This window comes from Paenalcaligenes sp., from assembly GCF_030152715.1.
GTDB lineage: Bacteria > Pseudomonadota > Gammaproteobacteria > Burkholderiales > Burkholderiaceae_B > Paenalcaligenes > Paenalcaligenes hermetiae.
The window spans coordinates 1-22,586 of the sequence record NZ_JASLIX010000078.1; the positions used below are offsets into that span (position 1 = coordinate 1).

Consider the following 22,586-nt stretch of genomic DNA (forward strand, 5'->3'; position numbering starts at 1 on the left):
AACTACGTGGACAAAACTAATGGCATTTTTGTGGCTTAAAGCTCTACATATTCTACTCGTGACCGCTTGGTTTGCGGGGCTGTTCTACTTGCCCCGCATCTATGTCAATATGGCACAACCACAGGATACGGCCACGATGCAAGTGCTAACTGGTATGGCGCACCGCCTTTACCGTTTTATGCTGCCTTTAGCCATACTGACTATTCTCACTGGTTTTGGGTTGTATTTGTATTTTGGCATAGGTAAAGGCATGGGTTGGATCCATGCCAAAATCACACTTGTTGCTGGGCTTGCCCTTTATCACTGGTACTGTGGCCGCCTATTACAACGTTTTAAAGCAGGGGAAAATCAACGCTCTCATGTGTATTACCGTTGGTTTAACGAAATCCCCGTGCTTATGCTCTTTCTTGTCCTCATCCTTGTGGTTCTTAAACCTTTTTAATCCCTATGACTTCCACCCCAAAAAAAACGCTCACGCTGAAAAAAAAACCGCAGCCTAGCAATGAAGACCGGCGTGTGCGTTCTGGTGCCCGCGCGCGGCAAGCACAACAAATGCAGCGTTTACGTCAAGAAGACACTCCCACTACGCCTGCCACCCCTGCCGCCAAAACACCTCAGCGCTTTGCACGCGTTACCAAGCGGGCAACCCCCCCTACCGGCTACGCACCAACGCGGCCAGCGCCTCCAGCGCCCCGCAAACCTGTTCCCGTCCAAGGCCCTGAAATCCAAGCCCGCTTTAGTGCTGAGCGCCATGGACGCTTTCCCGTGTTTGCCCCTTGCCCGCAAGGTCTAGAGGAAGCTTTAGCAGTAGAGCTGCAAGCATTAGGCTTTGATCAAGTCAGCCAAGGACGAGCCGGCTGCCATTTCGTTGCTGACTGGCAGGATGTTTTACGCGCTAATCTCTATTCCCGACTGGCAACGCGTATTTTAGTGCAAATGAGCTATGCCAAAATTCAAAATGAAGATTAGCTTTACGAGCTTGCCTACCAAACACCTTGGGAGAACTGGTTTGGACCACAACAGACCTTACGTGTTGACACCTCGGCCATACGTAGCCCCTTTCAAAGCCTACAATTTGCCAACCTACGAGTAAAAGACGCGATTTGTGATCGCTTGCGTGATCGCGAAGGGGCGCGTCCGGATATCGACACAGTCCGCCCCGATGCCAAAGTCCATGCGTTCTTAAACGAAGACTCAGCCACTTTATACATTGATAGCAGTGGCGAATCCTTATTTAAACGTGGCTGGCGTCACCATAAGGGGGACGCCCCTTTGCGCGAAAACCTAGCAGCAGGTTTACTGGCTTTGTCAGACTGGGACCCCAACGCCCCCCTGATTGATCCATTTTGCGGTAGTGGTACTATTCTTATCGAAGCGGCTTGGATTGCACTTGGTGCGCCCCCTGGAATTTGGCGGCCCTTTCATTTCGAGCGCTTGCGTGACCACGATGCCAAAGCTTGGCAAGATCTGAAAGCCGAAGCACGCGCGAATATTGCTGCTGAAATCGAAATCCCATTGGTTGGATGTGATATTAACCCTGCAGCCATCGAAGCAGCCCAAGCAAACTTGGCACGTGCCCATTTACATCCCAACACCATCCGCTTTGAAACAGGCAATGCTTTAGCTATCCAACCCTTAGCCGCTCAAGGCTGGATCGTTACCAACCCCCCCTATGGGGAACGTTTGGATGAAACCGATACCGAATTCTGGGAACAATGGGCGGCCCACTTAAAACGGAATTTTGCCGGCTGGAGCGTCAATCTCATCACCAGTGATCTAGATATTCCATCTAAGCTACGCTTAAAACCCAATCGACGTTATCCGCTGTATAACGGGCCGCTAGACTGCCGTTTATTTAACTTCCAAATGGTGCCCGCCAGTAACCGGTAAACCACACTCACATTGAAATTACTAGGGTTAACCCTTATAATAGGGTTAACCCTAACTTCATTTGTGTGGAAATCATGTTTTATCAACAAACGCAGGATCTACCTTTATCCGACGACCTTGAACGTCGCTTAATCCAACAGGCTTTAGAACAACAGAATCGTCTTCGTCCTCTACAAAGCCTAAAACGTCTCCTGCAACGTTTATTCGCTTAATTCCTCTCCGTTTTAGGCTTCAGCGCCTAGGTTCTGCCGTCTCCTGTACCTAAAACATAGTGACTTCGATTATAATTCCCACTATGTCTGCTGAAGCCTCTTTCTCTTTACCTACCCCATCCCGCTGGCGTCGATTTTCGTGCATGATGTACGAGGGCGTTTTGCTTTTTGGTCTCATTTTTGGGGTACTACTGGTTTTTGACTACCTAACACAAAGTCGCCACGCTTTACATTTGCGTGCCGCAAGGCAAGTCATTTTATTTATGGCCATCGGCCTGTATTTTCTATTGGCTTGGCGGCGCACAGGCCAAACCTTGCCCATGAAAACATGGCATTTACGTTTACAAATGCCCGATGGTTCCAAGCCAAGCTGGTTCCAAGCGCTCTATCGTTATGTGCTTATGTGGATCCTACCTCTGCTTTTCGCTTTGGCAGTCAAAATGATGGCGGCTTATACCGGTTACTATTCCACCAACCTTCTTATCGTGTTTGCCCCGTTCACTATTTTTATTTGGACATGGTTCGATAAAGACCAGCAATTTTTACATGATCGTATCGCGGGCACTCGAATTGTAGATATTCGTCCCCATCTACAACCATAACCCGCATTTTTCTTTCAAAACTATGACAGATCAATTAAATAAATACGTATTTGCTGATCAGCTAACACGTGCGCAAACGGTTGAGCTCAGTGCAGCTTGGCAAACCGGATTAGCCCATCAAAATTACCCTGACTGTGTACGCAATCTCTTAGGTGAGCTTGCGGCAGCAGCGGTTTTGTTAGCTGGTAACCTAAAACTTGATGGTTCGCTGGTCTTACAAGCCCAAGGCGATGGCCCTATCGCTCTGATGGTGGTCGAGTGCACATCCGACTTTCATATCCGCGCCACTGTCAGCTTACGCGAAGGGGTAGCTATTCCTGAAAACGGAAATCTACAAAATTTACTCAATACCTACGATAACGGTCGCTTTATGGTGGTGTTAGAACCAAAACCTCACACTGACCTAAAACCTTATCAGGGTATCGTGCCACTGCATGGAGATAATTTTGCCGAAGTGCTGGAAAACTATATGCAGCACTCCGAACAACTAGATACACGCATTTTTCTCGCTGCCGACGGCACCAAAGCCAACGGCTTATTACTACAGCGCTTACCTGGCACAGGTGGCCATATCGAGGGCACCGAAGCGCCCGAGGAACCCAGTTGGGATCGCGCTAAGCAGCTTGTCGCTACCGTTAAAAATGATGAGCTTTTACAGCTACCTGCTCACGAACTCATCCATCGCCTCTTTTGGCAAGAAGATCTACTCAAACTGGACCCCATACCCGTACAGTGGCATTGCCCCTGTACGCGTGAACGCGTCGCCGATATGTTACGCATGTTAGGCACTGCCGAAATTGAACAAATTCTTAGCGAACAAGAGCATATCGAAGTCTCTTGTCATTTTTGTGGCAAACCTTACCAATTTGATCCTGTGGATTGTGCGCGATTATTTATTGCCCAAAGCGACCAACCAGAAACCAAAAACACGCTGCATTAATTAAAAATCCCGCCTATATGGCGGGATATTTCTACGTATTCTCCACAGATTGTCTATGCCTTAGCGACTTGTCATACTGCATGTATCGACAACCATTTTATATCGCTTGCTATGCAATCTGGCGCTACACTTATTGAAAGCACAGCTACTTTATTACTATTATGCTTTCTTGCTATAGCCGGTCTAGAAAGCGCTCACTGGCTGCTTTTACGGCAATATCTTAATACAGCTCTTTTAGATACTGGGCGCTCATTAGCCACATTAGCGGCTCACCCCCAGCATATTACCCCCCTTTTTAAACACCACTTACAGCAACATCCTGCTTGGGCTTTTTCTCCTTCTGAGCACTGGGAGATTTACACTTATACTCTTGCTCCAACCCCAGCGTCTTTCAACTATCAAGCATTACAATATCAACAGGGTAATACACGTATTTTTGATCAAAACACATTAGTATTACGTCTTACCTATGGGCATCGCCCCCTTAGCCCAGTCCTTAGACACTTTGTTCGCCTTGCCTTAGCTCACTCTTCAAGCAATCAAAGTTATTATCAACAGGGGCTCATCCCTATTCAAACCGAGATCCGCATCGCGATGCAATCCGATACAACCCAAGCCACAGCATCGGCACAAGTATCAAACTCAACATCGCAGACTACAACCCCTCACACTGTACCTTTACCATCTATGCCCACCTACAGCAGCCCATCATCCTTAGGATCTTGGCTGCCGCCTAGCAACGAGCAAACCGCTCCCTCTTGGCAGTGTCATGGGAGCTTTTGTTGCGAGGCACCCCCCTAGGGTGTATTCGGCGACATGATTTGCACAAAAATCTCGCCTTGCTTAATCATTCCCTGCTCAAAACGTGCCAATTCCTCTACCGCTTGTGTTCCCTCTCGTAGATCGTGCACTTCTGCCGCCATCGCATTATTACGAGCTAAAGCAGCCTCGTTGAGCTCTTGCTGCACTTGTATTTTTTCTTGTAATTCTTTAATTCTATCTACGCCATTATTCCCGAACCACAGCTCGTAATTAAAAAAAGCCAATAGCGCAACTAAGAAAATAAAAATAAAACGCATAACAAAAATAATAAAGGGTTTGGCTTAATACCAAACCCTTTAACCTCGTGGAGCGTTAACGCAAGTTATAAAAAGCATCACGTCCAGGATAGGACGCCACACCGGTTAGCTCTTCTTCAATGCGCAAAAGCTGGTTGTATTTAGCCATGCGATCCGAGCGCGATAACGAACCGGTTTTAATCTGCATGGCATTCGTAGCTACCGCAATATCGGCAATCGTAGCGTCTTCTGTTTCCCCAGAACGATGAGAAATCACAGCGGTATAACCATAGCGCTTGGCCAGCTCAATGGCAGCAAAGGTTTCTGTCAACGTGCCAATCTGATTAATCTTAATCAAAATGGAGTTAGCAATACCACGATCAATCCCTTCACGTAGGATTTTGGTATTGGTCACAAATAAATCATCACCGACTAGCTGTACTTTTTTTCCTAAGCGATCAGTAAGAATTTTCCAGCCTTCCCAGTCGTCTTCGGCCATGCCGTCTTCAATAGAAACGATGGGGTATTTGTCACACCAGCTTTCAAGCAAATCAACCAGCTGGGAAGCGTTTAAACTAATGCCACCCTCTCCAGCTAAATGGTATAAACCATCACGATAAAACTCGGAACTTGCGCAGTCTAAAGCCAAGGCAATTTGTGTACCTGCCTCGTAACCGGCTTTATCAATAGCTTGTAGAATTAGCTGAATAGCGGCTTCATGATTTTCCACGTTTGGCGCAAAACCACCCTCATCACCTACCGCTGTGGACATGCCCTGAGCATGAATTAAGTCTTTTAACGCGTGAAAGACCTCTGCCCCCATACGCAAGGCTTCACGGAAGCTTTTAGCGCCAATAGGCATGATCATGAACTCTTGTAAATCAAGGGTATTATTGGCATGCGCCCCACCGTTGATCACGTTCATCATCGGCACAGGCATTTGCATGGCGCCACTACCACCAAAATAGCGATACAGCGATAGACCTGAATCATCTGCTGCTGCACGCGCTACAGCCATACTGGCGGCCAACATGGCGTTTGCACCCAAACGACTTTTATCTTCGGTGCCATCTAAATCGATCAAGGTCTGATCAATGAAATGCTGCTCTTGGGCATCTAAACCAATTAAGGCTTCAGCAATTTCTGTATTAATATTTTCTACAGCACGCAGCACCCCTTTGCCTAAGTAACGGGATTTGTCCCCATCACGTAGTTCTAAGGCCTCACGCATGCCAGTGGAAGCACCTGAAGGTACCGAGGCACGCCCCATCGCACCTGACTCTAATAGCACATCACATTCAACGGTAGGGTTACCACGCGAGTCAAGAATCTCACGACCAATAATATCTACAATAGCACTCATGAAATGTAGTCCTTGCTATGGAAGCAATAACGCTAATCAATAATAGAAATAAAGGGCTAACCCCTTCTTTCTGCAATAAAAAATCGTCCCTATTGTACAACCTATGTTCAATAATAGGTGGCTTAATCCAATACGCCTGGGGCTTTTACCACCTGATCAATGGCTTTAAGATGGCTTAATAAAGCATGCATACGCTGTAAGGGAACTGCATTCGGCCCATCAGATAAGGCTTGCGCTGGGTTCGGATGAGTTTCCATAAAAACCCCTGCTACACCAGCAGCCACTGCGGCTCGAGCCAACACCGGCACGAGCTCACTCTGCCCCCCCGATCGATCCCCCTGTCCTCCCGGCAACTGTACAGAATGCGTCGCATCAAACACAACGGGGCAGCCGGTTTCCCGCATAATAGCCAGTGAACGCATGTCCGACACTAGGTTGTTATAACCAAAAGAAGCCCCACGCTCACAAACCATAATGGTATCCCCGTCTCCGCCCGCATCAAGCGCAGCGGCTCGGGCTTTATCCACCACATTTTTCATATCCTGAGGCGCTAAAAACTGCCCTTTTTTGATATTGACAGGTTTTAGGGTTGCAGCACAAGCCTGAATAAAGTCCGTTTGACGACATAAAAACGCAGGAGTTTGCAATACATCCACCACCGCCGCTACATCATCCACCTGCTCTTTTTCATGGACATCAGTTAGCACTGGCACCCCAAAATGTTCTCGCACATCGACTAAAATCTGCAGACCTTCGAGCATACCAGGACCGCGGTACGAGGCGACGGAGCTACGATTGGCTTTATCAAAAGAACTTTTATAAATAAAAGGGATGCCAAGCTCATCGGTGATTTCTTTTAAATACCCCGCCGTGTCAAAAGCCATCTGACGCGACTCAATCACACAAGGGCCAGCTATTAAGAAAAAGGGTTGGTCGATCCCAACCTGAAAACCACATAACTCCATTGGCATTCTCACAAAAACATGCACCGCCAAAGCGGTGCATTTTATTTATTTAGACTGTGCTTTGTGGGCTAAAGCCGCTTGTATATAACTAATAAATAAAGGGTGCCCATCACGCGGTGTGGAAGTAAACTCTGGATGAAACTGCACCCCCATAAACCATGGGTGCTTAGCCTCGGGCAGCTCCATGATTTCGGGTAGGCTTTCGGTAGGAGTCCGAGCACTAATCACTAAGCCAGACTCTTCGAGGCGCGGCACATATACATTGTTGACCTCGAAACGATGGCGATGGCGTTCATTAACGCACGGGCCATAGATCTCATAAGCACGAGTCCCCTCTTTAACAGGGCATTCTTGAGCCCCTTTGCGCATTGTGCCACCTAAATCCTCATCACCCGAACGATGCTCAACACGACCTTCGCGATCTTTCCATTCGGTGATTAAGGCGACAACTGGATGAGCAGCAGATGGGTCAAACTCGGTACTGTTTGCTCCGCCTAAACCCGCCACGTGACGCGCAAACTCTACTACTGCTAGTTGCATCCCTAAACAAATGCCCAAATAAGGGATTTTGTTTTCACGTGCATAACGGATTGCTTGAATCTTGCCCTCGGTACCACGCTTACCAAAGCCCCCGGGCACCAAAATAGCATCAAATCCATCCAATGCGCCTGTCCCCGACTTTTCGATATCTTCCGAATCGATATATTCAATTTGTACGTCTGTACGCGTATGAATACCTGCGTGTGTCAGTGCTTCGGATAAAGATTTGTACGACTCCGTTAACTCGACGTATTTACCTACCATGGCAATACGTACTGCATGCTCTGGGTTTTTCAGCGCATGAACCAAATTATCCCACATCGTCAAATCAGCAGGAGGTGGCGACAAGGACAACGCGTCACAAACTAAATTGTCTAGCCCCTGACTGTGTAACATGGCAGGGATCTCATAAATCGTTTCAGCGTCTTTAACCGAAATGACCGCATCCAGCGGTACATTAGAAAATAAAGAGATCTTAGCGCGCTCCTCATCAGGAATTTCACGATCTGCCCGACACAATAACGCATCTGGGTATAAACCGATTTCACGCAGCTTCTGTACCGAATGCTGAGTGGGCTTGGTTTTTAGTTCCCCTGCAGAAGGAATAAACGGCACCAAGGTCAAATGCACCAAAGCGGTATTATTGCGCCCTAGACGCAAGCTCATTTGACGAATTGCCTCTAGAAAGGGCAAGGATTCGATATCCCCTACCGTACCACCGATCTCCACAATCGCCACATCGGCTTCGCCGTTGTAAGCTGCTTTAGCGCCACGCGCAATAAAGTCTTGGATTTCGTTTGTAATGTGAGGAATGACTTGGACGGTTTTACCTTGGTAATCCCCGCGTCGCTCTTTGCGTAATACCGATTCGTAAATTTGGCCTGTAGTAAAGTTATTAACTTTACGCATGCGCGTTGAAATAAAACGCTCATAGTGCCCTAAGTCTAAATCCGTTTCTGCTCCGTCTTCGGTAACAAAAACCTCACCGTGTTGAAATGGGCTCATGGTACCTGGATCAACGTTGATGTAGGGATCAAGCTTGAGCATGGTCACACGTAATCCGCGTGACTCAAGGATGGCAGCTAAAGAGGCCGCTGCAATACCTTTACCTAGGGAGGATACAACACCTCCGGTGACAAATACGTATTTGGTGGTCATTGTGAATAACAATCCTGATGCAAATCAGGCAAGAACTGGAAATTTGAATTATACCGTTTACCGCGCCTTAGTTGGAACAATTTGTTGTTGCTAAAGGTTGAGTGTTTTGCTCTAACCACTGTAAGGCCGAGCCGGAAACCAACGGTTTCAAGCGCTCATAGACCTGTTTATGGTAAGCATTTAACCAATCGATTTCCGCAGAATTTAATAGCGTGGTCTCAATGCAACGCACATCAATGGGACAAAGTGTTAGGCTCTCAAAAGCATAAAAATGACCAAAGTCGTTTTGCTCTTTTTCCACACAAGCGATCAGGTTTTCAATCCGTATCCCCCACTGTTGGGCACGATAAAGGCCGGGCTCATTAGAGGTTATCATACCGGGTTGCATCGGCACAGGAGTGGCATCAGCCCGGCGCCGCCAAGAAATGGATTGGGGGCCCTCGTGAACATTCATAAAATAACCCACGCCATGACCTGTACCATGACCAAAATCCACCCCTGCCTGCCATAATGGCATCCGCGCGATCACATCAAGCTGCTGACCAGTAACCCCTTTGGCAAAAACGGCTTGGGATAAAGCAATCATCCCCTTTAACACTAAGGTGTAATCCCGCTTTTGTTCTGGAGTGGGCGTACCCACAGGCACAACACGCGTAATATCAGTTGTTCCCCCCAAGTACTGTCCCCCAGAGTCAATCAATAACAGACCATTCCCAGTGATCATGTCATGTGCTTGCTCTGTGGCTTGATAATGCGGCATAGCTGCATTTGCACCAAAAGCAGCAATCGTGCCAAAACTAGGGCTAACAAAATGTGGCTGTTGTGCACGTGCCGCTGTGATTTGTTCGTGGATTTCCGTTTCCGCTATAGGCCGCTGCTTGACGGTGTCCTCAAACCACGCAAAAAACGCACATAACGCAGCGCCATCATACGCCATCACCTGACGTACATGCTCAAGCTCAGCAGGGGTTTTACACGCTTTTATTCCAGTAGAAGGATTAGGCGCGAACACCCACTGCGTTTGGGCTGCATGCTGCAATACCCCTGCGGTGACAGTATTAGGATCAACTAATAAACGACTGTGCTCAGGTAAAGCGGCTAATGCTTGTGCTAAGTGTGTATAGGGCTGAACATCAACCTGATGTTGATATAGATGATGAGCTACTTTAGCAGACACTTTGGCCATATCAACAAATAGGGTCACAGCCTCTTCAGTAAATAACACATGGGCTAAAAAAACGGGGTTGTATTGCACATCCTGCCCACGTAAGTTAAGTAACCACGCCACATCATCTAAGCTCGATAGCAAATGAGACTGCACCTGCTGCTCGGCCATTGCTTGACGCACTTGTTGAATATTTTGTTTTACATCACGTAGCGCAAACGGGGGCTCATGCACATAAATAGGAGCTTGGGGCAAGGCGGGACGATCCACCCAAATCGACGTCATTAAATCCCATTGCCCCTGTATGGATAACTGATGGGCTTGCGCCATATTTTGCCATTGGGCAAACTGGCTTTGTGGCATCACCTGACTATCTATGCCTATGACCTGCCCAGCTTGTGCCGTTTGCGCCACCCACTCCAGCATATCTGGGGTTTGTGGATCGCCCCAGGGCATCAAAATAAACGCCGTGCCCGCCAGATCTTGCTGCGCCTGTACCCAATAACGGCTATCTGTCCATAACCCTGCAAAATCCGCTGTAATCACCAACGACCCTGCCGAGCCAGTAAAGCCGCTTAACCATGCACGAGCTTGATAATATTCGGGCAGATATTCAGATAAGTGCGGATCTGAGCTTAATATTACATAGATATCAATTCCAGCTTGTTGCATAGCCTGACGCAACTGCTGAAGACGAGAATCATAAACCGACATTGACTACCCCAAAAGAAAACAGGCACGACCCAGCGTGCCTGTTTCATGATTATATTAACAATCTAGGCCACTGCAGACACATCTAAAGGGACACCCGTTTTGGATTGGATTTCCTCTAGCGTCACGCCATCGGCCAGCTCCAGTAATTTTAATCCATTCGGTGTGACCTCTATCACCCCTAGATCAGTAATAATTAAATCGACTACTCCCACCCCGGTTAAAGGTAAAGTACACTCGGGCAAGATTTTTAAGGATTCGGTACCGTCTTTAGCACGCGCCACGTGGTCCATTAAAATCACCACTCGCCCCACTCCAGCGACCAAATCCATGGCGCCGCCCATGCCTTTAACCATTTTGCCTGGGATCATCCAGTTCGCAAGGTCCCCTTTTTCAGAAACCTGCATCGCCCCCAAGATGGCTAGATTAATTTTACCACCTCGAATCATGCCGAAGGAGTCAGCCGAAGAAAAGAAAGACGAGCCTGGCAAGGTGGTAACAGTTTGCTTGCCTGCGTTGATTAGGTCTGCATCTACCTCGTCCTCGCGCGGAAAAGGCCCAATACCTAATAATCCGTTTTCGGATTGTAACCAGACCTGCATGCCCTCGGGCACGTGGTTAGCTACCATGGTCGGCATACCAATCCCCAGGTTAACGTAAAAACCATCTTGTAGTTCTTGTGCCGCACGGGCTGCCATTTGATCTCGAGTCCAAGCCATGATTACCTCCTATCGTGTGGTACGCTGCTCAATGCGTTTTTCTGGGTTTTCGTTCAAAACAATACGGTGAACAAAAATACCGGGTAAATGAATCTGATCGGGATCTAATTCGCCCACCTCCACGATTTTCTCTACTTCTACCACTGTCACCTTGCCAGCCTGCGCAATATTAGGGTTAAAGTTACGAGCCGTTTTACGGAAAATCAGGTTACCGCTACGATCGGCAATATGTGCTTTAACTAAAGAAACATCCGGCACAATAGCACGTTCCATGATGTATTGTTGACCATCAAATTCGCGCACCTCTTTGCCCTCTGCCACAATGGTTCCGACCCCAGTGGCCGTAAAAAAAGCAGGAATACCCGCTCCGCCAGCACGTAGGCGTTCGGCTAAGGTACCCTGAGGGGTAAACTCTAACTCAAGCTCGCCAGCAAGGTATTGCCGTTCAAACTCTTTGTTTTCCCCCACATAGGAAGAAATCATTTTTTTAATCTGGCGGGTTTCCAGCAATAAGCCTAAGCCAAACCCATCTACCCCAGCATTATTACTAACACACGTCAAATCTTTTACACCCGAATCACGCAGTGCCGCGATCAGAGCCTCTGGAATACCACATAGCCCAAAACCTCCAACCCCAATGGTTTGTCCATCTGCCACGAGGTCTTTGAGGGCCTCGGTCGCACTGGCATATACCTTATCCATAGTGACAGCTCCTATAAAAATTGACGTTAACGTAAAGTATACGTCATGAGTCATTATTGTTTTCTTATTTTGTTCCTGCTACAACAGAAGAGCAAAGACAACTGATTAGTTATAAGTATAGCGATCTCTCGTAGGTTTGAGTGGGGAAATAACAAGGGAATTCCCTCAATTTTCTATCCCTTAATCCGATCTGCCATACAATTAAGAGCATTCACTCCTTATGCAGCCTCATTGCCGCTGCCTAATCAACAACTATCACGGAGAAACTATCCATGTCTGAACGCGAATCGATGGAATACGATGTGGTCATCGTGGGGGCTGGGCCAGGGGGGCTTGCTACCGCCATACGTCTAAAGCAACTTGCCGCAGAGCAAAATCAAGAATTAAGCGTCTGTGTGCTAGAAAAAGGAGCAGAGGTAGGAGCCCATATTTTATCTGGCGCCGTCATGGACCCACGCGCTTTGACAGAACTTATCCCCGACTGGCAAGAGAAGAACGCACCGCTACACGTAGCGGTCACCGAAGATCAGTTTCTTTTCCTTAGCGAGGACAAGGCTCGTAGCACTCCCTTATGGATGTTACCGGACTGTTTTAAAAACGAAGGCAATTATGTGGTCCGCTTAGGCGAGGTTGCTCAATGGTTAGCAGAGCAAGCCGAGGCTCTAGAAGTCGACATTTTCCCAGGATTTGCTGCCGCTGAAGTGCTCTACACCGATGATGGCGCGGTACGAGGCATTGTCACGGGAGATATGGGGGTTGCCCGCGATGGCTCTCATAAGCCCGACTACCAACCGGGTATGGAGCTTTTGGCTAAATACACTATTTTTGCAGAAGGCTCTCGCGGTCACTTAGGTCGGCAACTTATCGAAAAATACAAACTCGATGCAGGGAGAAACGCCCAAAGCTACGCCATTGGTATCAAAGAGCTCTGGGAAATTGATCCTTCACGCGCTCAACCCGGTTTAGTCATGCACACTGCCGGCTGGCCATTAGACCCCGACACCTATGGTGGCGCATTCTTATACCACTTAGATAACAACCTAGTAGCCGTAGGTTTAGTAGTAGGCTTGGATTATGCCAACCCGTGGTTATCCCCATTTGAAGAGTTTCAGCGTTATAAAACTCACCCCGCCATTCGCCCCACGTTTGAGGGCGCCAAACGGATCGCTTACGGTGCCCGCTCTTTAACCGCGGGTGGGCTGTTGGCTTTGCCTAAGTTCGTATTTCCAGGTGGCGCTATGGTTGGCTGTGAAGCTGGGTTTTTAAATGCTTCCCGCATTAAGGGGAGCCACGCTGCGATTAAAAGCGGCATGTTAGCAGCAGAAGCCGCCTTTGAAGCGATCCGCTCTGGTCGCCAACAGGATGAGCTCAATGCCTACCCCCATGCTTTTGAACGCTCTTGGCTATATGATGAATTAAACAAGGCTCGTAATTTTAAGCAGTGGTTCAAAAAAGGACGTACTGTTGGCACCTTAATGACAGGTATAGAGCAATTGATTTTTAAAGGTAAAATGCCTTGGTCACTTAAAAACACCAAGCCTGACTATGCTTACCTACAGCCTGCGGCTATGTGTGCCCCCATCGATTATCCTAAACCCGACGGCGTCTTAACCTTTGACCGGCTGAGCTCCGTTTATTTGTCCAACACGAACCACGAAGAAGATGAACCTATCCATCTTACCCTTAAAGACTCCAGTGTTCCGGTACGTGTTAACTTAGCTGAATACGCCGGCCCAGAAAGCCGTTACTGTCCTGCCGGTGTCTATGAGTTCATTAAAGACGATACTGGTGCCGACCAGCTACAAATCAATGCACAGAACTGCGTGCATTGCAAAACCTGTGATATCAAAGACCCTACTCAGAATATTGTGTGGGTACCCCCTCAAGGAGGCGAAGGTCCTGTCTACTCAGGTATGTAAATAATTTACAGCCCGCCCCACTTCATAGTGGGGCTTTTTTTCTCCATTATCTAATTGCTGCAAAAAAACAACATGGCTTTTTGATACCATTCACATCATTTTGTTGCAATCCTCCTAATTCTTACTCAATAACCATTTTTATATCTATGAAATCGTGATTTTTCTTAAAAAAATACCTATGGCAATCTATCTTTGCTAAAAACCATTTTTTAATGTGATCCTCCATGCCTTCTTAAACCACTGTATTCTTATACAGCGCGGGCTTTTACGGTTTACCTTCCTTAACCGCTTAGGTAAACTTCTAGCTTGATGTTGTTCAATTTGCTAGATTTCAGGGGATAGTTACCCGATTTTGTCATCATCTCCTGTTATCTTAGTTGTGATCTCACCCACATTAGCAAGCCATAACAAATAACAAATTATGTCCTCATTATCACGTTTACTCTCGCCCGCGCGTATTGGGATCGCATGTGCTATAGCATTTTTAACTGGTTGTGCCACAACCCAAGGCCCCGACACCGCCGATGCTCAAGCTCTTCTTGATCAACTCAACCAAGAATACGCCTACGAAACCCAATCCGACCCGCTCGGCGCTTACCTCGCTAACCGTGGTAAAACCGATGTCATCACCACCTATAGTGCTCATACTGCTACCGATCACAGCCCCAAAGGCAATCACGGTCTTGCATCTACCGCATTAAATTATTTAGGTGTGAAATACCGTTTTGGTGGCAGCGCCCCATCCAGTGGTTTTGATTGCAGCGGTTTGGTCAGCTATGTAGCAGAAAAATCCTTGGGGCTTAAGCTTCCTCGCCGCTCGGCCGAAATGGCACGTCTTGGTCAAAGCATCAAACGCCATGAGCTACAAAAAGGAGATTTGGTCTTTTTCAATACCAGTGGCCAACGTTTCTCCCATGTTGGTATATATTTAGGCGACAACAAGTTTGTACATGCTCCCAGCACCGGCTCCGTAGTTCGTATCGAGGACATGAATATCAATTACTGGAAAAAACGCTATAACGGCGCTCGTCGCTTAGCCAGCGCAAAATAATAAAAAAGCCGCTCAAATTCGAGCGGCTTTTTTTTATGATTTACGCTTACTTTTTATAGGGGCAATCCTCACAGAATCCCTCTTGAGTTAATGCCGCCTTGACACTACACACAGACCGACGGCACGCAACCACCTTTACCCCACCCCGTTGCGCCGCAGATCGAAATGCCTTCATCACATTATGTCCAAGAAAATCAGTCAACAAAATCAATAGCTCTGTACCCGAGGGCAAAGCCAAGTTTTTTTTCTGGTGTGAGGGTTCTCTGCCGCTAATATGTTGTTTTATTTTTATGTTATGTGTATTTAACAACGCTGGAATATTCCCCAGACGATCTGCTCCTACAATAACAGCACTGATACGTTGTGACATAACAAAGTCTCCACTGGTTGATTTCAACTAAATGATAATCATTCTCATTTAGATTGTCAAACGATCTTATACGAATAAGCGTAGACCAAATCAGCATAAAAAAGCACAGCGCTGATTGGGCTGTGCTCTAAATTGTTATTAATTATTTTCGTTAAGCGCGGCTTCAATCACATCGCGCCCTAAGTCTGGGTTAAGCATTTCCAGCAATACATACAAATAATCGCGGATAAACATGCCCTCTTTAACGGCGACTCTTGTCTGATGTGTACCAAACAAGTGGCCAGCCGGCAGCCCCACCAAGCCTTTATCACGGCGCGGGTCAAATGCCATTCCAGCAATAATACCAATACCCAACCCTACATCAACATATGTTTTGATCACATCTGCATCAATAGCTTCTAATACAATGTCCGGGGTTAGGCCCTCGTTAGCAAAAGCCTCATCAATCGCCGTTCTACCAGAAAAAGCGTGGTCATAGGTAACAATGGGGTATTTAGCCAGCTCGGTTAGGCTTAACGCTTCGGCACGATTAGAAGGCAAGTCAGCTAAAGGATGGTCTGGTCGCACCACCACCGTATGCTGCCAAGAATAGACAGGTAACGTGATCAGGCCAGGGGTTTGAGATAAGGTTTCCGTCGCAATGGCTAGATCCGCTTTTTCATGCAAAACCATTTGCGCTAAAACCGGAGGACTGCCCTCAGCTAAGGACATATGAACTTTAGGGAAACGCTCTCGAAACGCCGGAATGACTTTGGGCAATAAATAACGCGCTTGCGCATGGGTACAGCCAATAACTAAAGCGCCTTCGTCATGGCGCGCAAAATCATCACTCACACGACGCAAGTTATCCACTTCGCGCATAATACGATCAATGACTTCAGCCACAGCTGCCCCAGGCTTAGTCAAGCCTTTAAGACGTTTACCATGGCGCTCAAAAATTTGTATCCCCAACTCGTCCTCTAACTCGATAATGGCTTTAGAGACACCAGGCTGAGAGGTAAACAACGATCGAGCGGCATCGGTTAAATTAAAGTTTTGCCGAATGGTTTCGCGCACAAAGCGAAATTGCTGTAGATTCATATCAAATCCCCCTAGTTATCATCTTATTATATAGAATATAGATATAAAACTTTATGCAATTTAGCTATATGCTTACTGTTTTTTTAACTAGATTTCACTGTATTTTTAGGTGCTTTTATTCGTAAACGTAACCAAAACATCCACAGCATAAAACCAAAAAATACCGCATGCACGCCTAGCCCACCAAGCCACATATCGAGCACCCCATTCGCAATCCAGCCCCGTGATAAGTTGATCAGGTTCATATACAACAAACCAATCAGCCCAGCAAATAATACATCACCCGATTTACCTAAACGTGGATTAACCGCTCCTAGCGGTATGGCTAACAAACATAAGTTTAAAATAGCCAACGGCATCGCTAAACGCCACATAATCTGTGCCCGCGCTTTATCTGTTTGATCCTGTATTAACTGCTCGGTTGGTCGGCCTTTGATCTGTTGCTCTGCTTTAGCGCGAATGGTATCGGGGTGACTTTGATCGTCTTTACTTTCCAAGCGTACCCCATAGTTTTCAAAATGCACGAGCCGCAATTGTGCATCATCGGGGCGCACATCATAACGCTGGCCTTGGCTTAACACTAAAAACCGATCTTCATTGGCTTGTGTTTCTACATGCGCGCTATCTGCGGTGATAACACTCACCCAACCATTTTCATCGATGACTCGTGCCACGACTTTGCCAAGCTCGTCATCGGCAGACTCAGGGGACTCAGTAAAAAATACCCGTTGCCCGTTTTCAGTTTCAATAAACTGTCCGACGGTGACCTTGCTTAAATCAGAACGTAACTCATAGCGTTGTCTATATTCTGACATTTGGCGATATGCCCAAGGTGAAGCATAAAACGTCAGCAACAAAATCAGCAACGCCACTGGCACCACACAAAATAAAACCGGACGCACCCAGTCTCGTAGGGATAAGCCACTGGTAAACCACACCACCATCTCTGATTCACGGTAGCTGCGGGTTACAGTACTCAACACGGCAATGAATAAAGAAACCGTTAAAATAACCGGTAAGGCCGTTAAACTCGAAAAGACGGCTAAACTCAACACAACCTCGGGCCCGATGCTTCCACCTGCGGCCTCGCCCAATAAGCGCACGAGCAATACACTTAGCCATACAATAAGCAGTGTAGACAAAACAACCCCAGCATGACTGAGTATTTCAGAAATAACGGTGCGTTTAAATAAAGACATATATGAGACAATAGACAGGTATCGTGGCAATTCGCCAATTTTTTAGGGAATGATTATGGAATTTAGCACACAAACAACAACAGATTTAGCCCAAATTCAAACAGAAGCCCTGGCGGTAGGTGTATTTAAAGAGCAAAAATTAAGCCCAGCCGCTGAGCAAATCGACCAAGCCAGCGCAGGAGCCCTGCGTGAGGTACTCGCTCATGAATTCAAAGCCGATGCTAAAACCCATTTGGTTTTACGCCAGCTGCCAGGTGTACAAGCCAAGCGTGTGGTTTTAATTGGCTTAGGAGAACAAAAAAAGTATAACGCCAAAGCGCATGCTGCTGCCGAAAATACCTTTGCCAACTATTGTAAATCGGCTTCGCTTACCGAGGCGGTCTCCACCCTTGCCAGCATTGATACAACAGACAACACCCTAACAGACCGAGCCCGAGCCGCGGCACAAGCTGTTGGGGCCGCTAACTACCACTACGATGCCACCTTATCAAAAAAGAACCAAAGCCAAGCTATTGCTCAGTTTTCGCTTTGGTGCGCGCCAACGCAGGCAGCCGAAGCACAAACCGGCCTGAGCCAAGGCCAAGCCATAGCGAATGGGGTGAGCCTTACTCGCCTATTGGCGGATCTACCACCCAATATCTGCACCCCCACCTATTTGGCCAATACCGCGAAAAAACTCGCCGATGAGTTTGACTCGATCAAAGTCGAAGTCTTAGAACGCAAACAGATCGAAGCCTTAAAAATGGGTGCTTTCTTATCGGTGGCTAAAGGCTCCGATGAACCCCCCGTTTTTATTGTGATAAAACACACCCCAGCGAACAGCACCGATGAAGCCCCTTTGGTCTTAGTCGGCAAGGGCTTAACTTTTGATGCGGGCGGGATTTCCTTAAAACCTGCCGCCAACATGGACGAAATGAAATACGACATGGGGGGCGCAGCCAGTGTGTTGGGCTCCATGCGTGCTGTGGCCGAACTAGGACTCAACCGTGAAATCATTGGTATTATTGCGGCTTGCGAAAACCTACCTAGCGGCAAAGCCAACAAGCCCGGTGATGTCGTCACCTCCATGGCTGGCAAAACCATTGAGATTCTCAACACCGATGCCGAAGGACGTCTCGTACTATGTGATGCCTTAACCTATGCCGAGCGCTTTAAACCCGCTTCTGTGATCAATATTGCCACCTTGACCGGTGCTTGCGTTGTGGCTCTGGGCGATATCAATAGCGGTCTTTTCAGTAACGATGATGCGCTTGCTGAACAGCTTAAAGAAGCAAGCCAGCAAGCTAACGATAGCGTGTGGCAGCTACCTATTTCTGACGAGTACCAAGCCAAACTGAAATCTAATTTTGCTGATATTGCAAACATTGGCACCCCCGGTGCGGGTTCAATTACAGCGGCATGCTTTTTGGCTCGCTTTACCGAAAACTACGCTTGGGCGCATTTAGATATTGCTGGTACCGCTTGGAATAGTGGAGCAAACAAAGGCGCAACAGGCCGTCCTGTGCCCTTGCTTGTCCAGTACCTAATTAACCAAACCGTAAATGCTTAAACCATGACAACTCGCGTCGATTTTGCTTTCGGCGCGCCCAACCGTTTGCGCACCGCTTGCGATGTGGTGCGCAAACACTACTTAGCTGGGCGCAAACTGATTATCTACCATCCCGAACTACGCGAACTACAACGCTTTGATCGTATGTTGTGGGGGTTTGAGCCCACCGCCTTTATTCCCCATGTCTTTGTGGATGATCCTCTTGCCCCACAAACCCCTATTTGGTTAAGTACTCAACCGCCACAACCCCATCCACAAAGCCCTGCTGACGCAGCATGGCTACTGAATCTCGCTCCCTCTTGTCCGCCTCTACCTACGCCCTTTCAGCGTATATTAGAGATCGTTTCTGAAAATGAAAAAGACAGGCAAGCTGCACGGCAACGATGGCGTCAATATCAGCAGCTAAACTACGACGTACGCGGGCATAAGCTCAATTACTCATAGGCGACTTAGACTTGATTCGTCAGCTATTTGTCAGCTATTCTTTAGCTATTATCTATTTTGCGGTAAAGGAACGTTTATGAATACATCTCGTCCTGATCTTTCTCCCTCTAGCTTGGGTCAAACCCAACAGTTAGCTGTACGTCATCGCGTCTTACGCAATACCTACCTATTATTAGCGATCTCCATGATCCCTACCGTCTTAGGTGCCTGGCTAGGCCTAAAAACGGGTATTACCCAAGTCTTTGGCTCTAGCCCTGGCTTAAGCGCTATTGTCTTTTTAGCGGGTGCTTTTGGCATGATGTTTTTAATTGAACGCAATAAAAACCGTGCCACCGGTGTGGGGCTACTTTTAGCATTTACCTTTTTTATGGGGATCATGCTCTCTCGCCTGCTCGGGTTTGTGCTGGGTATGGGCAATGGCGGTCAACTCATTATGTTGGCCTTTGGTGGAACCGCCGCAGTATTTGGCACCATGTCAGTTATTGCTAGCACCACAAAACGTGATTTTAGCGGTATGCAAAAATTCCTGTTTATCGGTGCTGTTATTCTCATTGTGGCATCACTGGCCAATATCTTTTTACAGATCCCAGCCTTGATGCTCACCCTATCTGTGATGGCGATCGGTATTTTCTCTGCTTTTCTACTGGTCGATTTGCAGCGTATCATTAACGGTGGCGAAACCAACTACATTAGCGCCACCCTTGCCGTGTATCTCAGCCTTTATAATATTTTTAGTAACCTATTGATGTTATTAGGTGTGTTAGGCGGCGATCGCGACTAAATTTTCACTTCTCGATATCGCAGCATCACGCTGCGATATTTTTTATTTTAATCTTCCTGCACGACTGTCTTGGTAAACCCGCCAAACCCCTTCAGCCGTCATCAGCGCCACCGCCGTCCAAATCGGAATATAGGTCCACCACTCTTGCGCAGCGATTGGCTCATCCAAAAGCAAAAAAGCCACCCAAAATAACAAGATCGGCTCTACATACCCTAATAAACCAAAAACCCCTAAAGGCAGCAAACGACTTGCGCTTAGATAGCCAACTAAAGCAATGGAGCTAATCAGACCAAATAATGGTACTTGCCAAAAAAAGCGCGGCTGCTCCAAAAATCGTTGTGCCAACGTCACTTCTTGAGACAACAATACATAGAATGCGGGAAGGAGTAGAAAGAGAAAATCAAACCAAAGCGAGGTTAAAGCCCCTATCCGCAAATAACGCCGCAACATAAAATACGGTGGATAACCAAATGCCACCAATGCCGTTGCCCACGAAAATGAGTACACACGCCAAAACTCATGCAATACCCCAGCAGCAGCACACGCCACCGCTAACCACTGCCATGCGCTTAGCTTTTCCTGATAAAAAATCCGTCCCACCAGCACCATAATCAAAGGCAATAGAAAATAGCCTAAAGAAACGTCCAACGCCTTTTGATGTAAGGGAGCCCAAACAAATAGCCACGTTTGTGTACCAAACAACACCGCGCTCAATAGCAGCCATAAAAAAAACCGAAAATCAGTAAGCACTTGGTGTGTGACTGCTTTGACCTCATCCCAGCGCTTTAGCTGTGTGATCACTAAAGCCAGCGCAGGAATCCCTAATACAATACGCCACGCAAAGACCTCTCCCCCTGTTAGCGGCTCAAGCACGGTGGCATAATAATAAATAACCGCAAACAAAAAAGAAGCGCTGACTGAAAAAGCAATGCCCTGCCCCATAATGGCTCCGTCTACTTAAAAATTATCCTATCCAGATCACGTGTTTTCTCTACTTTCATAGCGTTTGGCCAAATTAAACAAACGCTCGCGCTTGAGTAACGCTGTCACTGAAAGCAATGGTTTATCCGGCGCCGTCACCGCAGCAGGCATAGCCTCCAACAGCTTACTCCAGTCCGCGCCCCCCTCATCCCACAGCACACATAAAAAACCATCTGGCTCCCAACGATTTAAGGCCAGCCGGCGTAATTCACTACGATTAAAATCTTTGCTATTACGCGTGAGCACATGCACATAACGCGTTTTAAAACGGGCTTGTGCTGCACGTGCCGCTGCAATCACATGCCAATCTTTAGGGTCACTATATTGCAACCCCTGCTCCCACGCCTTCACTATGCCTTGATCCGCAAGCGGATACTGATGCTCCCACTCATCCCAATCCAACGCTAGTTGCTCAACCGGTACTGACCATAGGCGTGAAGCATTACGTAACCACTCATCTCGAATTTTGGCGCTCCAAATTGGCTGATATAACCCCTGCTTAGCAAGAGCAAAACACAGATAACGCAATACATTTGAAATCAATATGCATGTGTCTAGCACCACCATCCCATGCAAAGGACTAACCGCGCCCATATTCTTGTAACTCCATTAGCACAGTGCGCGTACGCAAGGGTCTACCCAGCAGATAATCAATCCGTTCGCGTAAGCGTTGTCGAAGCACGGGCTCCTGCTCCAGATCGAAAAAATCCGGCATGGCTTCATCAAGCCCATAGCCGGTTTCTTGTAAAAGCACCCACTCAAACTCGCGTAAAATCGTCGCAGCGGTAAGTTGCCCCTGAGCCAACTGTGTTAGCGCTTGTCGATACTGATCAAACAAGTTTGGGTGGGGGTCTTCTTTGGGTAAAAGGCGTAATATAAGCTCATTCATATACCACGCTGACATCAACGCGCGCCCCGATATAGGGTGTAAGCCAGCTAATTCGGCTCGCGTTAGGGTTTTTACCTCGTTACTACCGCTCCAAGACAAAAGCAGTGGTTGAAAATTTAATAATACTGGCTTTAGCGCCGAATAAGGTCTCTTAGCACCTTTAGCCACCAGTGATACGATCCCATAATCACGACTGAACATTTGAGCAATGAGCGAGCTTTCTTTCCAGGGCGTCGCATGTAAAAGATAACTGGCGGCTTCGTTAACTCGCTGCCTTTTACTCATGCCCTAGTTCACG

The 22,586-nt window shown here is 47.4% G+C and carries 23 protein-coding genes and 1 pseudogene; 11 read left to right on the top strand and 13 right to left on the bottom strand.

From position 1 onward, the window contains the following. The first annotated feature begins 19 nt into the window (after nucleotides 1-19). The 6 genes and pseudogenes from Q1V74_RS06260 to Q1V74_RS06285 all read left to right on the top strand — a co-directional run bounded on the left by Q1V74_RS06260 (nucleotide 20) and on the right by Q1V74_RS06285 (nucleotide 4,445). Complete coding sequence (locus Q1V74_RS06260; RefSeq protein WP_300647552.1) at nucleotides 20-442, top strand: CopD family protein; 423 nt, start codon at nucleotides 20-22, stop codon at nucleotides 440-442. Nucleotides 443-447: 5 nt separating this feature from the next. Then, a pseudogene (locus Q1V74_RS06265) lies at nucleotides 448-1,890 on the top strand (THUMP domain-containing protein). Between the two features lie 74 nt (nucleotides 1,891-1,964). Continuing rightward, nucleotides 1,965-2,102, top strand: a complete 138-nt coding sequence (locus Q1V74_RS06270; protein WP_260650881.1) for a hypothetical protein — start codon at nucleotides 1,965-1,967, stop codon at nucleotides 2,100-2,102. A gap of 83 nt (nucleotides 2,103-2,185) precedes the next feature. Further along, the gene (locus Q1V74_RS06275; RefSeq protein WP_300647539.1) at nucleotides 2,186-2,704 is read left to right on the top strand and encodes an RDD family protein; all 519 of its coding nucleotides are present in this window, start codon (nucleotides 2,186-2,188) and stop codon (nucleotides 2,702-2,704) included. Nucleotides 2,705-2,726: 22 nt separating this feature from the next. After that, a complete protein-coding gene (locus Q1V74_RS06280; RefSeq protein ID WP_260650878.1) occupies nucleotides 2,727-3,644 on the top strand; it encodes an Hsp33 family molecular chaperone HslO in 918 nt (305 codons plus the stop codon). Nucleotides 3,645-3,755: 111 nt separating this feature from the next. Continuing rightward, nucleotides 3,756-4,445 carry a hypothetical protein gene (locus Q1V74_RS06285; protein WP_300647540.1) on the top strand — a complete coding sequence of 230 codons (690 nt, stop codon included), beginning with the start codon at nucleotides 3,756-3,758 and terminating at the stop codon, nucleotides 4,443-4,445. Here Q1V74_RS06285 and ftsB read toward each other — a convergent pair. The 7 genes from ftsB to Q1V74_RS06320 all read right to left on the bottom strand — a co-directional run bounded on the left by ftsB (nucleotide 4,442) and on the right by Q1V74_RS06320 (nucleotide 12,025). Further along, nucleotides 4,442-4,723, bottom strand: a complete 282-nt coding sequence (gene ftsB, locus Q1V74_RS06290) for a cell division protein FtsB (RefSeq protein ID WP_260650875.1) — start codon at nucleotides 4,721-4,723, stop codon at nucleotides 4,442-4,444. The two genes, Q1V74_RS06285 and ftsB, sit on opposite strands and share 4 nt — an antisense overlap. Nucleotides 4,724-4,778: 55 nt before the next feature. Further along, nucleotides 4,779-6,065, bottom strand: coding sequence for a phosphopyruvate hydratase (eno, locus tag Q1V74_RS06295; protein WP_260650874.1), 1,287 nt, complete (start codon nucleotides 6,063-6,065; stop codon nucleotides 4,779-4,781). A 122-nt stretch (nucleotides 6,066-6,187) separates the two neighbouring features. Then, nucleotides 6,188-7,030, bottom strand: coding sequence for a 3-deoxy-8-phosphooctulonate synthase (gene kdsA, locus Q1V74_RS06300; RefSeq protein ID WP_300647553.1), 843 nt, complete (start codon nucleotides 7,028-7,030; stop codon nucleotides 6,188-6,190). A 45-nt stretch (nucleotides 7,031-7,075) separates the two neighbouring features. Beyond that, complete coding sequence (locus Q1V74_RS06305; protein WP_300647541.1) at nucleotides 7,076-8,728, bottom strand: CTP synthase; 1,653 nt, start codon at nucleotides 8,726-8,728, stop codon at nucleotides 7,076-7,078. A gap of 67 nt (nucleotides 8,729-8,795) precedes the next feature. Beyond that, nucleotides 8,796-10,607 carry an aminopeptidase P family protein gene (locus Q1V74_RS06310; RefSeq protein ID WP_300647542.1) on the bottom strand — a complete coding sequence of 604 codons (1,812 nt, stop codon included), beginning with the start codon at nucleotides 10,605-10,607 and terminating at the stop codon, nucleotides 8,796-8,798. A 62-nt stretch (nucleotides 10,608-10,669) separates the two neighbouring features. Next, nucleotides 10,670-11,323: a 3-oxoacid CoA-transferase subunit B gene (locus tag Q1V74_RS06315; protein WP_300647543.1), complete on the bottom strand. Its 654-nt coding sequence runs from the start codon at nucleotides 11,321-11,323 to the stop codon at nucleotides 10,670-10,672. Between the two features lie 9 nt (nucleotides 11,324-11,332). Then, a complete protein-coding gene (locus Q1V74_RS06320) occupies nucleotides 11,333-12,025 on the bottom strand; it encodes a CoA transferase subunit A (protein WP_260650869.1) in 693 nt (230 codons plus the stop codon). 272 nt (nucleotides 12,026-12,297) lie between these two features. On the opposite strand from Q1V74_RS06320, the gene Q1V74_RS06325 reads away from it, so the two are divergent. Next, a complete protein-coding gene (locus Q1V74_RS06325) occupies nucleotides 12,298-13,944 on the top strand; it encodes an electron transfer flavoprotein-ubiquinone oxidoreductase (protein ID WP_300647544.1) in 1,647 nt (548 codons plus the stop codon). Between the two features lie 421 nt (nucleotides 13,945-14,365). Next, the gene (locus Q1V74_RS06330; RefSeq protein WP_300647545.1) at nucleotides 14,366-14,995 is read left to right on the top strand and encodes a C40 family peptidase; all 630 of its coding nucleotides are present in this window, start codon (nucleotides 14,366-14,368) and stop codon (nucleotides 14,993-14,995) included. Between the two features lie 46 nt (nucleotides 14,996-15,041). On the opposite strand, the gene Q1V74_RS06335 is transcribed toward Q1V74_RS06330, so the two are convergent. The 3 genes from Q1V74_RS06335 to lptF form a co-directional block, all read right to left on the bottom strand. Beyond that, nucleotides 15,042-15,365 (bottom strand): DUF2325 domain-containing protein, encoded by a 324-nt coding sequence (locus Q1V74_RS06335; protein ID WP_260649777.1) that lies wholly within the window; start codon nucleotides 15,363-15,365, stop codon nucleotides 15,042-15,044. Between the two features lie 138 nt (nucleotides 15,366-15,503). After that, complete coding sequence (locus tag Q1V74_RS06340) at nucleotides 15,504-16,445, bottom strand: CysB family HTH-type transcriptional regulator (RefSeq protein ID WP_300647546.1); 942 nt, start codon at nucleotides 16,443-16,445, stop codon at nucleotides 15,504-15,506. Nucleotides 16,446-16,528: 83 nt separating this feature from the next. Next, a complete protein-coding gene (lptF, locus tag Q1V74_RS06345; RefSeq protein ID WP_300647547.1) occupies nucleotides 16,529-17,644 on the bottom strand; it encodes an LPS export ABC transporter permease LptF in 1,116 nt (371 codons plus the stop codon). Between the two features lie 55 nt (nucleotides 17,645-17,699). On the opposite strand from lptF, the gene Q1V74_RS06350 reads away from it, so the two are divergent. From Q1V74_RS06350 to Q1V74_RS06360, 3 genes are all read left to right on the top strand, one after another. Then, nucleotides 17,700-19,193, top strand: a complete 1,494-nt coding sequence (locus Q1V74_RS06350) for a leucyl aminopeptidase (RefSeq protein ID WP_300647548.1) — start codon at nucleotides 17,700-17,702, stop codon at nucleotides 19,191-19,193. A gap of 3 nt (nucleotides 19,194-19,196) precedes the next feature. Next, nucleotides 19,197-19,637 carry a DNA polymerase III subunit chi gene (locus tag Q1V74_RS06355; protein ID WP_300647549.1) on the top strand — a complete coding sequence of 147 codons (441 nt, stop codon included), beginning with the start codon at nucleotides 19,197-19,199 and terminating at the stop codon, nucleotides 19,635-19,637. Between the two features lie 76 nt (nucleotides 19,638-19,713). Continuing rightward, the gene (locus Q1V74_RS06360; protein WP_260649785.1) at nucleotides 19,714-20,418 is read left to right on the top strand and encodes a Bax inhibitor-1/YccA family protein; all 705 of its coding nucleotides are present in this window, start codon (nucleotides 19,714-19,716) and stop codon (nucleotides 20,416-20,418) included. Nucleotides 20,419-20,460: 42 nt separating this feature from the next. Here Q1V74_RS06360 and rarD read toward each other — a convergent pair whose 3' ends face one another. From rarD to recO, 3 genes are read right to left on the bottom strand one after another with little or no spacing between them, the layout of a single operon-like run. Further along, a complete protein-coding gene (gene rarD, locus Q1V74_RS06365) occupies nucleotides 20,461-21,360 on the bottom strand; it encodes an EamA family transporter RarD (RefSeq protein WP_260649786.1) in 900 nt (299 codons plus the stop codon). A 36-nt stretch (nucleotides 21,361-21,396) separates the two neighbouring features. Further along, nucleotides 21,397-21,993, bottom strand: a complete 597-nt coding sequence (locus Q1V74_RS06370) for a PIN domain-containing protein (protein ID WP_300647550.1) — start codon at nucleotides 21,991-21,993, stop codon at nucleotides 21,397-21,399. Next, complete coding sequence (gene recO / locus Q1V74_RS06375; RefSeq protein ID WP_260649790.1) at nucleotides 21,980-22,573, bottom strand: DNA repair protein RecO; 594 nt, start codon at nucleotides 22,571-22,573, stop codon at nucleotides 21,980-21,982. The genes Q1V74_RS06370 and recO overlap by 14 nt, the downstream gene beginning before the upstream one ends. Nucleotides 22,574-22,586 lie beyond the last annotated feature (13 nt).